Below are 15453 nucleotides of genomic sequence, written 5' to 3'. Positions count from 1 at the left end.
AGTTGTTCCTCCTTATTATTTCCCAAGACAAAACTGTGAAAAGAGTTGATCAATCAAACTTTCTTGAACGGTGTCCCCGTTGATTTCGCCGAGCGTATCCCACGCCCGCCGTAAATCGATTTGGACCATATCAATCGGCAAATTCATGGCGGCGCTTCCGAGCGCCTCATCGATTTGTTCGATCGTCCGTTTGATGAGCTGAATGTGTCGTGCGTTCGAGATATATGTCATATCCTGTGATTCGACGCCTTTGGCGAAGAACAAGTTCGAGATCGCCTTCTCCAATGCATCGATTCCCTCTTCTAATAAGAGAGACGTCGCCACAATCGGGCGACCTGCCGCTAGTTTCTCCAGCTTAGAAGAATCCATACTTTGTGGCAAGTCCGTCTTATTGATGATGATGATGGCATTCATACCAGCAATCGCCTCAAACAAGGCCTCATCCTCGACAGTCAGACCTTCGTGCCCGTTCAAGACGAGCAAAATCAAGTCCGCCCCGGCGAGCGCCTTGCGCGATTTCTCGACACCGATCCGCTCGACGATGTCTTCCGTCTCGCGAATCCCTGCCGTATCAATCAATTTGAGCGGAACGCCTTTGACGTTCACATACTCTTCAATCGTATCGCGCGTCGTGCCTGCGATTTCCGTGACGATCGCTTTCGTCTCTTGTACGAGCGTGTTCATGAGCGATGACTTGCCGACGTTCGGTCGACCGATAATCGCTGTCGCGAGCCCTTCTCGTAAAATCTTGCCTTGTCGCGCCGTCTCAAGTAGCTGCTCGAGCACACGTTTCACTTCGCCCGCCTTGTCTTCGACGATGGCCTGGGTCATCTCTTCGGCGTCGTATTCCGGGTAGTCGATATTGACCTCGACCGCCGCAATCGTCTCAAGCAACAATTGACGCAACTCGCGGACAAGCCGTGACAAACGTCCTTCCATTTGTGACATAGCGACGTTCATGGCCCGATCCGTTTTGGCACGAATCAAATCCATGACGGCCTCGGCTTGCGACAAATCGATGCGTCCATTTAAAAAGGCGCGTTTCGTGAACTCGCCCGGTTCTGCCAAGCGGATGTCCGGTTGTTCAAGAATCAGTTCGAGGACACGATTGACCGCGACGATTCCTCCGTGGCAATTGATTTCGACGACGTCTTCTCGCGTGAACGTCTTCGGTGCGCGCATGATGCTCACCATGACTTCATCGACGACCTCGTCCGTGCCAGGACGTTTCAATTTTCCGTAATGGATCGTATGTGACTCCACTTTCGTCAAATCTTTTCCAGAAAACACACGGCCCACCGTCTCGACGGCGCGGTCACCGGACAAGCGGACGATTCCGATTGCCCCTTCACCCATCGGCGTCGAAATCGCCGTAATCGTGTCAAACTCTAGCATCATCTTTCCCTCCCATACTTCTTACTACTTCCTCTATCTTATGCATAACGCACCTACTATACACGATATTTGTCTCGAACGAAAGAGTCCGACCTCTCGAGCAACGGTTGCATTTCAAGGAATTACTTTAGTACAATAAAGGAATATATTTCCATGGAGGACGTGATGAAATGCGACAGCAAGATGCCATCGCCACATTGACCGACAGCCTCATCTCCGACACGGATGTGCAGGCCATTTTCTTGAAAGGATCGTTCGGACGTGGTGAAGCGGACGAACATTCCGATGTCGACTTGTACGTCATGGTCGCCCCTGACAGCCTGAATGAGTTCTTGCCGCGCCGCCGCGACCATCTGGCCACATATCGCCCGATCCTGCTCGAGGACGAAATCGATATCGTGGCCCCGCAACTGATCGTCGTCTATGATGATTTCTTGCATCTCGACTTCTTCACGGTGACGGCGGACACGTTGAACCATCAAGACACAATCACGGTGCTGTACGATCCGGAACACCGACTGCAACATCACCCGAGTTCGCTCACTTTATCTGTTGAAGATTTGAGCGGACACGTGTTTGATGCGATTTGGTTCTTTTTCCAATATACGAAAGCCCGTGACCGCGGCAACGATGTCTGGGCCGTCGAGATGCTCCGGCAAGGCATGAGTCATTTCGCTTACGCACTTGCCGCTCATTACGAACCCGAACGGGCCGCACTCGGGTTGAAAGACGTGGCCGCCCGGCAGCGGATTGAAATCCGGACCTTTTATGAAGCGTTGACACCCGACCATCATGCGACAGCCGCTCGCTGGTATATCTCCCGTCTCGAAGCCGAGCGTCCCTTCTTCGAGACGACCGTTGCGTTCGAAGTGATTCGTCCGTTTTTGGACCGACTCGTCATCCGTGAAAAAAGCCGCTCCTGATGTGAGCGGCTTTCGTTTATGCTTGCTGACGTCTCGACGAGCGGAGCGTGAAATAGAGCACCCATTCGATCACCCCGACGGCGATGAGAAAACCGCCGAACAATTGGAACAAGACGAGCAGGCTGTCAAACGGGTTCGCCAACATGAGCAGGCCAATCCCAATCCACAATAGACTGCTCAGCATGAAGTACATCCACCGATTGGCGATCGTCCGGCGAAATCCGACGGCTTGAATCAACCGGATGATCCCCCCGAACAAGAAAAGGGCACCGATGAAGATTGGAAGCAGGCTCGCTAACGTCTCGGCGAAGAAAAAGACGATCAAGGCGATCAATAGATAGATGACTCCCATAAAAAATCCGGGTGGGAGGCCGTTTCGTTTGTGGCGCAACCCTTGAACGATGGCGATTAGACCGATGATGGCAAAATAAGCAGCGACCACATAGACAATCGCATCAAAAAAGAAACGTGGATATAAGATGATGAGTAAACCGATGATGACATAAAGTGTTGCCTGAATGAATGTCGACCGTTCCAACCGTTTAATAAGCGTCTCCATTTGAAAGACCCCTTTCCGATGTAACGAAGTAGACCACTTCTTCCTTTATTCCCGTATTCGGCCCTTATCCATCCGAAGCGACAAAAAAAGGCTGTGGATTGGTTATCCACAGCCTTAGGATTTATTTACGTTTTTTCTTTTTCGTCTTCTTCTCTTCTTCAGCAAGCGCGGCACGTTCTGCTTCTTTCGCCGCAATCTTCGCTTCAGCTTGGACTTTCATCTTCTCACGCATCGGGAGCATGATTGCCATCGTCACGATGATCGAGATGATGTAACCGACGACCCAGTACATCGAGAGGGCGGCCGGAAGGGTGATCGACATGACGAAGATCATCACCGGGAAGATGTAGAGCATCATTTTCAATTGTGGGTTTTGTTCTTGGCCCGCCATTGAAATTTTTTGCTGTGCAAACGTCAAGATTGCCGCGAGAATCGGCAAGATGAACGTCGGATCTGGTGCCCCGAGGTCGAACCAAAGGAACTGCGCTTCAAAGATTTCAGGTGTCCGACGGATCGCATCGTAGAACGCGAAGAGGATCGGCATTTGAATCAAGATTGGCAAGCAGCCCGCGAGCGGGTTGATTTGATACTCTTGATACATCTTCATCATTTCTTCTTGAAGCTTGCGTTGCGTCTCTTGGTCTTTCGAGCTGTACTTCTCACGAAGCTTGAGCATTTCCGGTTGCAACACTTGCATCGCACCCATGCTCTTCGTCTGCTTGATCATAAGCGGTAAAATCAAGAGACGAACGATAATCGTCGCAACGATGATCGAGTATCCGTACTGCCACGTCCCACCGATTAAGTAAGCCGCTTCTTTCAACAACCATGCCAATGGCCAAACAAAGTATTTCGACCAGAAGCCTTCCGTCTCAGCCGTGATCGGCTCTCCTTGGATCGTCGATGGGTCGACACAACCAGCCATCAACATGATGACGCCGGTCATGACGGCCAACAATCCTAATTTTAGCTTTTTGCTCATAGTTCCTCCTACGCTTTCTTTATCGATTCTTTTGTTTCATCACACGTCTATCGGTCAATCCTAATTAGTTCGCGTTATATATGAAAGAACGAGCTCGGATTGTTACGATCGATCGACTTGTCTCTGCTTCCAAACTTTAGCCCGTTTAAAGACGTGTTTCAAGCTTTCCGTCACTTCATCTTGTGTAAGGGACGTCGCAGGTTTGCGCGCAATGATGACGTAATTGTGCGGAGCCACGTTTGGTTCGAGCAAGCGAAGTGATTCACGCATCAATCGTTTCATCCGGTTTCGTTCCACGGCATTTCCAAGCTTTTTACTGACCGAAAGTCCGACCCGGAAGTGCGCTTGATCCGCTTTTTGCGTGTAGACGACAAACTGACGATTGGCCACGGAGCGTCCTTCACGAAACACCGCTTGGAACTCTTCATTCTTTTGCAGGCGGTATTCTTTTTTCAAAATTCTCACTCCATCCTTCACTTCAAAAATCGTCAACTAACATCATACCATATCCCATTCGTTTCAACGAGGGCGAATCAGCTTTTTCCGTCCGTTTGTGTGACTTCTGTGACGATATAAAAAAAGATTGCCCAAGGAAAAATCCTCGGGCAATCTCATGATCTTTATTAGACAGTCAAGGCTTTGCGGCCTTTACGACGGCGAGCTGCAAGAATGTTGCGGCCGTTTTTAGTCGCCATGCGAGCACGGAATCCGTGGACTTTCTTACGCTTACGGTTGTTAGGATTGAAAGTTGGTTTCATGGTTAAAGCACCTCCTCAAGGTTAACGCTCTATTAGCAAGTTATAGTTTCATTTAAGGCAGTCTTTAAGATTATATAAACAGTTCCCCAGATTGTCAATGAATTTTCGTTAGGTTTTCCATTAGGGCGAAATCAATTGCCAGGGGAGGGGGAGACGATCTCTGGATGGCACGATTTAGAAGAAACGGAAGCGTTAAGTAACATCGAGAATTAACAATCTTACAGTGACTTTTTTACAAACAGCTGTCTTAAGCCATTTTATCCACATATCCCAAGAGTTATCCACACTTATATGTGAATAACTCCTTCTTTTTCAACAAATTAAGCATGCCGTTTTTTAATTTTTCATTTTCTTCTCTTAAAAAAATATTCTTCTCCATTCCTTCTTCCTCTTTTGTGTATAACTTTTCTGACCACAACTTTGCTTACTAACAATTATCCACAACATATCCACAGTTTATCCACACTGTACACAGCATGTGGATAACTGCCTGTGGATTCTTTTGGTCGTCTGTGGATAAATATCAAAAACCGTTGCCACGTCTATTTTATTTTGATAAACTGAATGTGCACAAACTTGTGGATGAACTTTTAGCAATTCCAAGATATACACAGGCTGTGGATAACTGTTATCCCCAACATCAACACCATGTGGATAACGTTATCCACAGTTTTTGTTCTCTGGGGATAACCCTAGTATCTACTATAGAATAGTGAATGTGTATATCATGTGAATAAGTTTCGCCAACATGTGAGTAAAGGAGGTCTTTCATTGAAGAATGCTCGCGAGATTTGGAGAAATGTTTTATCTCTGATTGAAGAAGAGGAACGAACGCCAAAAGCCAGCTTTGATATGTGGTTGAAATCAACAGAAGGAATTTCGTTGATGGGGACGACGCTCGTCGTATCCGCGCCAGCCAGTTTCATTGTGACTTGGCTTGAACGTCAGTACTTGTCATTGTTACAAGATACGATTGAAGAAGTGACAAACAACAAGCTTGAGATTCATTTTATCGAGGAGTCGCAAGCACACAAGTATGCACCTGCGGATGGATCGAAAGAAACGATTGCTGCCACAGAAATGAAAGAACAGCCGCTTCCAGTACTGCCAAAAGAGGAAGGGAACCTCGGACAACTGAATGACAAATACATTTTCGAGACATTTGTCATCGGCTCCGGAAACCGGTTTGCCCATGCCGCCTCGCTCGCCGTGGCAGAAGCTCCGGCCCGCGCCTATAACCCGCTCTTCATTTATGGGGGAGTCGGACTCGGCAAGACACATTTGATGCATGCGATTGGGCATTACGTGAAAGGGCAAAAGCCTGGCGCACGAATTGCTTACGTATCATCTGAAAAGTTCACAAATGAGTTCATCAACTCGATTCGTGACAATAAGACCGAAGAGTTCCGTAACCGTTATCGGAACATCGATGTCCTCTTGATTGATGACATTCAGTTCTTGGCCGGTAAAGAGCAGACGCAGGAAGAGTTCTTCCATACGTTCAATGCGCTTCATAACGACCAAAAACAGATTGTGATTTCTAGCGACCGACCGCCTAAAGAGATCCCGACGCTCGAAGATCGTCTTCGTTCGCGGTTCGAATGGGGTCTTATCACAGATATCACACCGCCTGACCTCGAAACGCGGATTGCCATCTTACGTAAGAAGGCGACAGCAGAAGGACTTGATATCGCGAACGACGTCATGCTGTACATCGCCAATCAAATCGACACGAACATTCGTGAGCTCGAAGGGGCGTTGACGCGCGTCGTCGCCTACGCCAAACTCGTCGGTCGTCCAATTGATCCGGATGTCGCTGCCGAAGCGTTGCACAATATCATGCCGGTCCAAGAAGCGAAGAAGATCGTCATTCGTGACATTCAAGAGATCGTCGGTCGGCACTTTAATATTGAAGTCGATGAGCTGAAAGCGAAGAAACGAACGAAGACGCTCGCATTCCCTCGTCAAATCGCGATGTACTTGTCCCGTGAGATGACGGAAAGCTCGCTTCCTAAGATAGGAGAAGAGTTCGGCGGACGTGATCACACGACCGTTATCCACGCTCATGAGAAAATTAGTACGTTACTCAAGCATGATCCAGAGATGCAAGAGACGATTCAGACACTAAAGAAGGCTTTGTCCTAACGTCTTATGTTTCGCTGTGGATATCCTGTGGATAAATCCACATAGTTATCCACATGTTATTCACAGGCAGAATGGCTTAGTACGAGTGGTTCAAGTGACTTATCCCCAGTATCCACAGCCCTTATTACTATTATGACTTAAATAATACTATTATTATTAAACTATATGACTCAGTTCACTTAGGAGGAATTATCCACATGCACTTAACGATTCAGCGAGATGTATTCATGCAAGCCGTACAAGACGTATCGAAGGCCGTTGCTTCTAGAACGACGATTCCAATCCTCACAGGTTTAAAGCTTGAGGCTCATGCCGATGGGTTGACACTCACAGGAAGTGATACCGAGATTTCAATCGAACGCTTAATCCCGATTGAAGAAGGCGGAATCGAACTCATTCAAATCCAACGAGCAGGCAGCGTCGTGCTCAATGCACGCTTCCTTGGCGAAATTGTTAAAAAGTTGCCGACGAATGAAGTGACACTTGAAGTGTCTCCAAACTTTATGACGCGGATTGAGTCAGGACAAGCCGAATTCCACTTGAACGGACTCGACCCAGATGAATACCCACGTCTTCCTGAGCTTTCAAGCGAGCGTCGTTTTTACTTGCCGGCTGATTTGTTGAAGACAATCATCCGCCAGACGAGCTTCGCTGTATCAGCACAAGAGACACGTCCCGTTCTTACAGGGGTTAACTTCTCAGCAGAGAAAGGATTTTTGACTTGTGTCGCCACGGATAGCCACCGTTTAGCCCTCCGTCGGGCACGGTTCGAGACAGACAACGATTTGACGTTCCAAAACGTTGTCGTACCGGGCCGCTCATTGAACGAGCTCGCTAAATTGCTCGACCGCGAAGAATTGCCAGTCGAGATTGTTTTGACGGATCAACAAATTTTATTCCGAATGAAAAACATCTCGTTCTTCTCACGTCTCTTAGACGGGGCGTACCCGGACACATCACGTTTGATTCCGGAAGAATACCGGACAGCGGTCCGTTTGAACGCTAAAGATTTCTTGCAGGCAATTGACCGAGCCTCGCTGCTCGCCCGGGCCGATCGCAACAACGTCATTAAATTTGTCGCGGAAGAAGCGACGACGGTTGAAGTTTCGTCCCACTCTCCAGAAGTCGGGAAAGTGTCAGAACGCGTCAGCATCCTGTCGCTTGAAGGAGAAGAGTTAAAAATTTCATTCAACTCTAAATTTGTGATGGATGCACTCCGTGCGCTTGATGCTTCAGAAATCGAAATCCAGTTTACGGGTTCGATGCGACCGTTCATCTTGCGTCCGGTCGAACAGGATAGCGTCCTTCAGTTGATCTTGCCAGTCCGTACGTCTTAAATCTGACGGAGCGGATTCGGGGATGATGAGGTGTTTCACCTTATCATCCCCGTTTTTGCCTTATTCGACGTTTTTCGATAAACTAATAAGTATGGCGATTTTTTGTACTAAGTATGAAAGAAAGGAAGTGACGACATGCAAAAAGTGTCGATTACAACCGAGTATGTAACACTCGGACAATTTTTGAAGTTGGCTGATATTATTTCAAGCGGAGGCCAAGCGAAGTTCTTTTTAGAGGACGTTCAGATCAAAGTGAACGGCGAGGTCGATCAACGTCGCGGACGGAAACTACGGGATGGGGATACGATCGAAGTCGAAGGCTTCGGAGACTTCCAAATCGAGGGGAACTAACGTGCACTTAAAGTCGATCCGATTGCAAAACTACCGCAACTACGAAACCCTCGAGCTAGATTTTTCAGAACAGACGAACGTTCTCATCGGGGAAAATGCCCAAGGGAAAACGAATCTACTCGAATCGATTTACGTACTTGCGCTCGCGAAGTCACATCGGACGACGCAAGACCGTGAACTGATCGGCTGGGAAGCGGATGCTGCGATGGTCGAAGGGCGGATTCATAAACGGACCGGTGAGACGGTCCAATCGCTCACGTTTTCACCGAAAGGGAAAAAAGCGAAATTGAACCATCTCGAACAACGTCGTCTCAGCGACTACGTCGGGGCCTTCAACGTCGTACTGTTCGCACCAGAAGACCTCGCCATCGTCAAAGGCAGCCCGCAAGGACGACGTCGGTTTTTAGATATGGAGATCGGGCAAGTGAGTCCTGTTTATCTACATGAATTAAACCAGTACTTGAAGACGCTAAAGCAACGAAACGCCCTGTTGAAACAGCTCTCAATCAAAGGCGGGGATGAGACACTGCTCGAGGTACTCACCGATCAAATGATTGAACTTGCGGTGAAAATCGTTTCACGGCGCCATCATTTCATCGATCAACTCGAAAAATGGGCCGGGCCGATTCACGCCGGCATCACGCGAAACTTGGAGACACTGACGATTCAGTACGTATCGGATACATTCCAAAAAGAACGTTACCCAAAAGATGCGATGTTTGAAACGTATCGTCGAAAGTTTGATAAAATAAGAGAGAACGAACGAAGACGAGGTGTGACGTTATTTGGTCCGCATCGAGATGATTTTGAGTTGTACGTCAACAATCGCAATGTCCAAACGTTCGGTTCGCAAGGTCAGCAGCGCACAGCGGCTTTGTCTTTAAAGCTAGCGGAGATTGAACTGATTCACGAAGAGGTCGGGGAATATCCGCTGCTCTTGTTAGATGACGTGTTATCTGAATTAGACGACCATCGCCAAACCCATCTGCTCGACACGATGGGCCAAAAAGTCCAAACGATTATCACGACAACCAATATTGATGGGATCGCTCACGAAACGATTCAACAAGCAAAGGTGTTTCACGTGAAACAGGGCGAAGTTGAAACAGAATCTGTATGAAGTAAGACCAATCCATTTGAACACCAATTCATGTATAGTAGGTGAATGAAACCGATGAGTAACGAAAACGAAAAACAAATGCAAGATTATGGTGCCGATCAGATTCAAGTACTTGAAGGATTAGAAGCTGTTCGCAAACGCCCGGGGATGTATATCGGTTCGACGAGCTCACGAGGACTCCATCACTTAGTATGGGAAATCGTCGATAACTCGATTGACGAAGCACTCGCGGGACACTGTGACACGATTACGGTCACGGTCGAGCCGGGTAACTCAGTCGTCGTTGAAGACAACGGGCGAGGCATCCCGGTCGATGTTCAAAAGAAAACGGGACGTCCAGCCGTTGAAGTCATTTTCACGGTCCTTCACGCCGGAGGTAAATTCGGTGGTGGCGGATATAAAGTCTCAGGCGGGCTGCACGGCGTCGGAGCCTCGGTCGTTAACGCCTTGTCGACGAAACTTGAAGTGTTCGTTCGCCGTAACGGCAACGTCTACTACCAATCATTCAAACGCGGTGTCCCACAAGGAGAACTCGAAATCGTTGGTACGACTGATACGACGGGTACGACTGTCCGTTTCTTCCCGGACGGCGATATCTTTGAGGAGACGCTCGAATACGACTTTGATTTACTCGCCACACGTCTGCGCGAACTTGCCTTCCTGAACAAAGGGCTTCGCATCGTCGCAAAAGACGAGCGCAGTGATGAGACGATTGAACGCAACTATCATTACGAGGGCGGAATCAAGTCATACGTTGAACACTTGAACCGCTCAAAAGCCTCAATCCACGATGAGCCTGTCTATGTACATGGCACGAAGGATGGGATTGAAGTTGAGATCGCGCTTCAGTACAACGAAGGATTTGCGAGCAACATCTATTCATTCACGAACAACATTCCGACCCACGAGGGCGGAACGCACGAGACAGGGTTCAAAACGGCACTGACTCGTTCGATCAACGACTATGCAAAACGCTTCGGTCTCATGAAAGAAGCCGATGGTAGCTTGTCAGGGGATGACGTACGTGAAGGATTGACGGCGATTGTCTCGGTCAAACACCCATCGCCACAGTTCGAGGGTCAAACGAAGACAAAGCTCGGCAACGCTGACGCTCGTACAGCGACAGACTCGCTCTTCACAGACACGTTTGAGCAGTTCTTGCTTGAGAACCCGTCTGTCGGGCGATTGATTGTCGACAAAGGTTTAATGGCGGCACGTGCTCGTCTTGCAGCGAAACGTGCTCGTGAAATGACTCGCCGAAAAGGAATCCTCGAAGTCAGTTCATTGCCTGGGAAACTAGCAGACTGTTCATCGAAAGATGCATCGAAGTCTGAATTGTACATCGTTGAGGGTGACTCGGCCGGTGGCTCTGCAAAATCAGGTCGCGATCGTCACTTCCAAGCGATCTTGCCGATTCGAGGTAAAATCATCAACGTCGAAAAAGCGAGACTCGATAAGATTTTAGCCAACCAAGAAGTTCGTACAATTATTACGGCGCTCGGGACTGGGATCGCGGAAGAGTTCGATCTCGCGAAGGCGCGGTACCATAAATTGATTATCATGACCGATGCCGACGTCGATGGAGCCCACATTCGGACACTGCTCTTGACGTTCTTCTACCGTTACATGCGTCCGCTCGTTGAAAGCGGCTATGTGTATATCGCGCAACCGCCACTTTACGGCTTGAAGCACGGAAAAGACGTCACCTACGTCCAAAATGAACGGGAACTGCAAGAAGCGATTAAACAGCTTCCAGAAAATGCTCGTTACAGTGTACAGCGTTACAAAGGTCTCGGTGAGATGGACCCTGAACAACTGTGGAGCACGACGATGAATCCAGAGACACGCTCGATGCTTCGTGTCGACCTTCAAGACGCCATTGAGGCGGATGAGATCTTTGAAACACTCATGGGTGACAATGTCGAGCCGCGACGTGACTTCATCCAATCACATGCGCATTACGTGAAAAACCTCGATATTTAAAAAGAAGGGTAGGCAATAACGAATGGCAGAACAAGAAAATATCAAGGATATAAATATTAGCCAAGAGATGCGCACCTCGTTCATGGACTATGCGATGAGCGTAATCGTGTCACGTGCCCTCCCAGATGTACGAGACGGTTTGAAGCCGGTTCACCGCCGCATTCTTTATGCGATGAACGAACTTGGAATTCGTGCTGACAAGCCCCATAAGAAATCGGCGCGTGTTGTCGGTGACGTTATCGGTAAGTATCACCCACACGGTGACTCTGCCGTTTACGAGACGATGGTTCGGATGGCGCAAGACTTTAGTTACCGTTACGAACTCGTAGATGGCCACGGAAACTTTGGTTCTGTCGACGGTGACTCGGCGGCAGCGATGCGTTACACAGAAGCGCGGATGTCGAAAATCGCGATGGAACTCGTCCGTGATATCGGGAAGAATACAATCGATTACCAACCGAACTTTGACGGGGAAGAAAAAGAACCGGTCGTCATGCCTGCCCGGTTCCCGAACTTCTTGGTTAATGGAACGAGCGGGATTGCAGTCGGGATGGCCACGAACGTACCGCCGCATAACTTGAACGAAGTGATTGATGGGGTGCTTGCATTGACGCATAATCCGGATATCACGATTTCTGAGTTGATGCAGCATATTCCTGGTCCTGATTTCCCGACAGCTGGTGAGATTTTAGGACGTAGCGGAATTCGCCGCGCCTATGAGACGGGTCGTGGATCGATCACGATGCGTGCCAAAGCTGAGATCGAAGTGTTGAAAAATGGCCGTGAGCGCATTCTCGTTCATGAAATCCCGTATCAAGTGAACAAAGCGCGCCTCGTCGAAAAGATTGCCGATTTGGTACGCGACAAGAAAATCGAAGGCATCACCGACCTTCGTGACGAATCAGACCGTAACGGGATGCGTGTCGTCATCGAAGTACGCCGCGATGCGAATGCCAGCGTCATTTTGAACAACTTGTACAAACAGACGCCGATGCAAACGACGTTTGGTGTCAACATGCTCGCCCTCGTCGGCGGTCGACCGAAGACACTCAACTTGAAGCAGGCGATTTATTACTATATCGAGCACCAAAAAGAAGTCGTTCGTCGTCGGACACAATTCGACCTCGACAAGGCTGAGGCACGTGCGCACATCCTTGAAGGATTGCGCGTGGCACTCGATCATTTGGACGAAGTCATCGCCATCATCCGTAGTACACGGACCGGTGACGAGGCTCGCGAGAAGTTGATTGCCCGTTTCGGGTTATCGACCGAGCAGACACAAGCGATTCTCGATATGCGTCTTCAACGTTTGACTGGACTTGAGCGTGAGAAAATCGAAGGCGAGTATCGTGAGATTCGTGCCTTGATCGAAGAACTTCGTGCCATTTTAGGGGACGAAGAGCTCTTGCTCCAAATCATCCGCAACGAATTGACAGAAATCAAAGAGCGTTACGGCGATCCACGTCGGACGGTAATCCGTACGGACATCATCGAACTCGAAGATGAAGATTTGATTCCGGTCCGTGACATGATGATCACACTTACGAGTGAAGGATACATCAAGTCGATCCCGAGTGACTCATATCGTACGCAACGCCGTGGTGGACGAGGGAAACAAGGAATGGGCACGAACGATGAAGACTTCGTGTTACGTCTTTTGTCTGCATCTACGCATGATACGATTCTCTTCTTTACGAATTTCGGCCGTGTCTTCCGCTTGAAAGGCTATGAGATTCCTGAGATGAGTCGGACTGCGAAAGGGATGCCGATTATCAACTTGCTCCAAGTCGATAAAGGTGAGAAAGTCGAAACGATGATTCCGGTCGATTTCCAGAGTTACTTGGCGGACAAGGCCATCGTCGAGGATGGCACTGAAGACTCGGAAGCGGAAGTGGCGGATGAGCAATTGTCGCTCGTATTCATTACGAAACAAGGACTCGTTAAACGTTCACCGCTCTCGGCGTATGCCCGCATCAATAAAAATGGACTTCGTGCCATCAGTTTGAATGACACCGATGAACTCGTCACCGTTCGTCTCGCGAAGAGCGACGACGAAATGTTGATTGTGACGCGTGAAGGGATGTCGATTCGTTTCCCACTTGAAGGGGAAGTGCGTTCGATGGGCCGTACAGCTCGCGGCGTTCGTGCCATCCGATTGAAAAAGGACGATGATCAAGTTGTCTCGATGGAAATCGTACGACCGACACAAGACGTATTGATCATCACGGAAAAAGGTTACGGAAAACGTACCGCAATGGAGCAATTCCGTACGCAAGGTCGAGGTGGTTCTGGAATCATCGGAATCAAGACCGACCGCGGTACCGTCGTCGGTATGCGAGTCGTGGATGAGGACGACGATATCATGCTCATGACCGAGCTCGGTGTCGCCATTCGAATTGACGCACAGACGATTTCACAAATGGGTCGCAGTACGCGCGGTGTGAAAGTCATGAACATCGAGGACGGCGATCGCTTAGCGACCATCGCAAAATTGAAAAAAGATGAGCTAGAAGAGGAATCAGCAGATGAGATGGAGAATGGATTTGATGGTGAAGCACCAGAAACCGACCTATCGTCTGAAGTGACTGAATAAGGCGAAACAGGTCGAACGGAGCTTCCGTTCGACCTGTTTTCATACGATCAGGAGGGATGAGCATGCGACTCGCTATTTCAAACGTTCACGTAGGGATGGTCCTAAAAACATCGGTCTCTTCATTAGAGGCTGGCATTAGACTGACGAATGAACATTTACGCTTGCTTCGGTTTTTAAAAGTGGAGACGATTGAAGTTGCTCCTGTGGAACGTCGTCGCTTCACGCAAGAAGAAGAACGCGATTTGTGTGAGAAGATCCTCCAATATGAACGTCACTATAATCAATGGGAGGAACGGATTGCTCCGAATCCCTATGAAGCCTTAGAGTTTATCCATCAATTGTTTCGTCGTGATTATCCATTATCAGCTATCGTTACATTTTTCACGAAACAACCACTCCGAAAAAATCACGTCATTCATCATGCGATTTATCGCGCACTCGTTTCAAGGACCTTGTCCAAGTATCGGGGGGATGAACATCGACTCCAGTTCGACTACGGCATCGCCTCGTATTTTGCAGACGCCAGCTACGCAAAAATTCGAAAATGGTCGCATATGCGTTATTTCACAAAAATGGAACGAGAGTTATTGTATCAACATCCACTCGTATCGATGGCGATGTTGCCTCAAGATCAGACGCTGCGCCAGCGCGTCAGTAAGTTGGTTGCGGAACACCATGAGCGTCTTGATGGTTCTGGCTTTCCGAATCGTCTCGAGGAGCGGTCGCTCCATCCGGCCTCGCCGCTGTTCATTGTGGCAGATCGATTTTGTCAGTTGACAGCCCCACGCACGTTTCGAGACGCTTTGACACCGGAAGAGGCATATTTCTATATGTGGCAAAATGAAGCTTACGATGGGGAAGCACTTACCCTTTTGGCGACATTGCTTGGATTTTATGAAGTCGGTCGAACCGTGTTGTTGAGTAGTGGGGTTCGAGGTACCATCCGTAACTATACACCGAACGTCGAACAACCGATTGTCATATCTGAACCGACGCAAGAAATGTACGATTTGACTCGTTTAGATGAAGTTCGAATCATTGCATTCCAATGATCTGTGGTGTGTTTCTTCTATATAGTGGCGACCGAAAACACACCACGTTTTTATTCTTTTAAAATATTTTATTTTTATAGTTGACGAATAGTAGATCAGGTGCTATTATTAATGAGTCGCTAAGAGCGGCAGACGAACTTTGAAAACTGAACGATGAGGCAAAAATGTTTTACAATTTTTGAATGAAGCGCAAGCTTCGTCATTTTTAAAGAGCTATATCAAATTCTTTGGAGAGTTTGATCCTGGCTCAGGACG

Annotated in this window: 13 protein-coding genes; 8 read left to right on the top strand and 5 right to left on the bottom strand. The window is 48.5% G+C overall.

Annotated features, from left to right (window positions below):
* Positions 1 to 15 precede the first annotated feature (15 nt).
* Positions 16 to 1395 carry a tRNA uridine-5-carboxymethylaminomethyl(34) synthesis GTPase MnmE gene (gene mnmE, locus KNP75_RS11060; RefSeq protein ID WP_021067853.1) on the bottom strand — a complete coding sequence of 460 codons (1380 nt, stop codon included), beginning with the start codon at positions 1393 to 1395 and terminating at the stop codon, positions 16 to 18.
* Positions 1396 to 1565: 170 nt separating this feature from the next.
* Between mnmE and KNP75_RS11055 the strand changes: the two genes are divergently transcribed.
* Entirely contained in the window at positions 1566 to 2318 is a 753-nt protein-coding gene (locus KNP75_RS11055) for a nucleotidyltransferase domain-containing protein (RefSeq protein WP_215190428.1), read from the top strand.
* 16 nt (positions 2319 to 2334) lie between these two features.
* On the opposite strand, the gene KNP75_RS11050 is transcribed toward KNP75_RS11055, so the two are convergent.
* The 4 genes from KNP75_RS11050 to rpmH all read right to left on the bottom strand — a co-directional run bounded on the left by KNP75_RS11050 (position 2335) and on the right by rpmH (position 4617).
* Complete coding sequence (locus KNP75_RS11050; RefSeq protein WP_214755125.1) at positions 2335 to 2877, bottom strand: HdeD family acid-resistance protein; 543 nt, start codon at positions 2875 to 2877, stop codon at positions 2335 to 2337.
* A 121-nt stretch (positions 2878 to 2998) separates the two neighbouring features.
* On the bottom strand, positions 2999 to 3859 hold the full coding sequence (gene yidC / locus KNP75_RS11045; protein WP_034780298.1) for a membrane protein insertase YidC: 861 nt from the start codon (positions 3857 to 3859) through the stop codon (positions 2999 to 3001).
* Between the two features lie 102 nt (positions 3860 to 3961).
* A complete protein-coding gene (rnpA, locus tag KNP75_RS11040; RefSeq protein WP_034780297.1) occupies positions 3962 to 4315 on the bottom strand; it encodes a ribonuclease P protein component in 354 nt (117 codons plus the stop codon).
* A gap of 167 nt (positions 4316 to 4482) precedes the next feature.
* Positions 4483 to 4617, bottom strand: coding sequence for a 50S ribosomal protein L34 (rpmH, locus tag KNP75_RS11035; protein WP_015880216.1), 135 nt, complete (start codon positions 4615 to 4617; stop codon positions 4483 to 4485).
* A 771-nt stretch (positions 4618 to 5388) separates the two neighbouring features.
* On the opposite strand from rpmH, the gene dnaA reads away from it, so the two are divergent.
* From dnaA to KNP75_RS11000, 7 genes are all read left to right on the top strand, one after another.
* Positions 5389 to 6762, top strand: coding sequence for a chromosomal replication initiator protein DnaA (gene dnaA, locus KNP75_RS11030; RefSeq protein WP_021067847.1), 1374 nt, complete (start codon positions 5389 to 5391; stop codon positions 6760 to 6762).
* A gap of 197 nt (positions 6763 to 6959) precedes the next feature.
* Positions 6960 to 8099, top strand: coding sequence for a DNA polymerase III subunit beta (gene dnaN / locus KNP75_RS11025; protein WP_034780296.1), 1140 nt, complete (start codon positions 6960 to 6962; stop codon positions 8097 to 8099).
* A 135-nt stretch (positions 8100 to 8234) separates the two neighbouring features.
* Positions 8235 to 8450, top strand: coding sequence for a S4 domain-containing protein YaaA (yaaA, locus tag KNP75_RS11020; protein WP_034780295.1), 216 nt, complete (start codon positions 8235 to 8237; stop codon positions 8448 to 8450).
* A gap of 1 nt (position 8451) precedes the next feature.
* Positions 8452 to 9570, top strand: coding sequence for a DNA replication/repair protein RecF (recF, locus tag KNP75_RS11015; protein WP_034780294.1), 1119 nt, complete (start codon positions 8452 to 8454; stop codon positions 9568 to 9570).
* 54 nt (positions 9571 to 9624) lie between these two features.
* On the top strand, positions 9625 to 11553 hold the full coding sequence (gyrB, locus tag KNP75_RS11010) for a DNA topoisomerase (ATP-hydrolyzing) subunit B (RefSeq protein ID WP_034780293.1): 1929 nt from the start codon (positions 9625 to 9627) through the stop codon (positions 11551 to 11553).
* A gap of 22 nt (positions 11554 to 11575) precedes the next feature.
* Positions 11576 to 14146: a DNA gyrase subunit A gene (gyrA, locus tag KNP75_RS11005; protein WP_034780292.1), complete on the top strand. Its 2571-nt coding sequence runs from the start codon at positions 11576 to 11578 to the stop codon at positions 14144 to 14146.
* Between the two features lie 62 nt (positions 14147 to 14208).
* Positions 14209 to 15198 (top strand): HD-GYP domain-containing protein, encoded by a 990-nt coding sequence (locus KNP75_RS11000; RefSeq protein ID WP_215190427.1) that lies wholly within the window; start codon positions 14209 to 14211, stop codon positions 15196 to 15198.
* The last annotated feature ends 255 nt before the right edge of the window (positions 15199 to 15453 follow it).

Origin of the sequence: Exiguobacterium sp. s6, assembly GCF_018618155.1 — a bacterium.
In the GTDB taxonomy this organism is placed as follows: Bacteria; Bacillota; Bacilli; order Exiguobacteriales; family Exiguobacteriaceae; genus Exiguobacterium; species Exiguobacterium mexicanum_A.
Note: the sequence above shows the minus strand (reverse complement) of the source record. Positions and strands in the feature narration are given on the sequence as shown.

Excerpts from the sequence above, each read along its gene's own strand:
- mnmE (WP_021067853.1), bottom strand. The coding sequence starts at position 1,395 with ATGCTAGAGTTTGACACGATTACGGCGATTTCGACGCCGATGGGTGAA.
- KNP75_RS11055 (WP_215190428.1), top strand. The coding sequence starts at position 1,566 with ATGCGACAGCAAGATGCCATCGCCACATTGACCGACAGCCTCATCTCC.
- KNP75_RS11050 (WP_214755125.1), bottom strand. The coding sequence starts at position 2,877 with ATGGAGACGCTTATTAAACGGTTGGAACGGTCGACATTCATTCAGGCA.
- yidC (WP_034780298.1), bottom strand. The coding sequence starts at position 3,859 with ATGAGCAAAAAGCTAAAATTAGGATTGTTGGCCGTCATGACCGGCGTC.
- rpmH (WP_015880216.1), bottom strand. The coding sequence starts at position 4,617 with ATGAAACCAACTTTCAATCCTAACAACCGTAAGCGTAAGAAAGTCCAC.
- dnaN (WP_034780296.1), top strand. The coding sequence starts at position 6,960 with ATGCACTTAACGATTCAGCGAGATGTATTCATGCAAGCCGTACAAGAC.
- yaaA (WP_034780295.1), top strand. The coding sequence starts at position 8,235 with ATGCAAAAAGTGTCGATTACAACCGAGTATGTAACACTCGGACAATTT.
- gyrB (WP_034780293.1), top strand. The coding sequence starts at position 9,625 with ATGAGTAACGAAAACGAAAAACAAATGCAAGATTATGGTGCCGATCAG.
- gyrA (WP_034780292.1), top strand. The coding sequence starts at position 11,576 with ATGGCAGAACAAGAAAATATCAAGGATATAAATATTAGCCAAGAGATG.
- KNP75_RS11000 (WP_215190427.1), top strand. The coding sequence starts at position 14,209 with ATGCGACTCGCTATTTCAAACGTTCACGTAGGGATGGTCCTAAAAACA.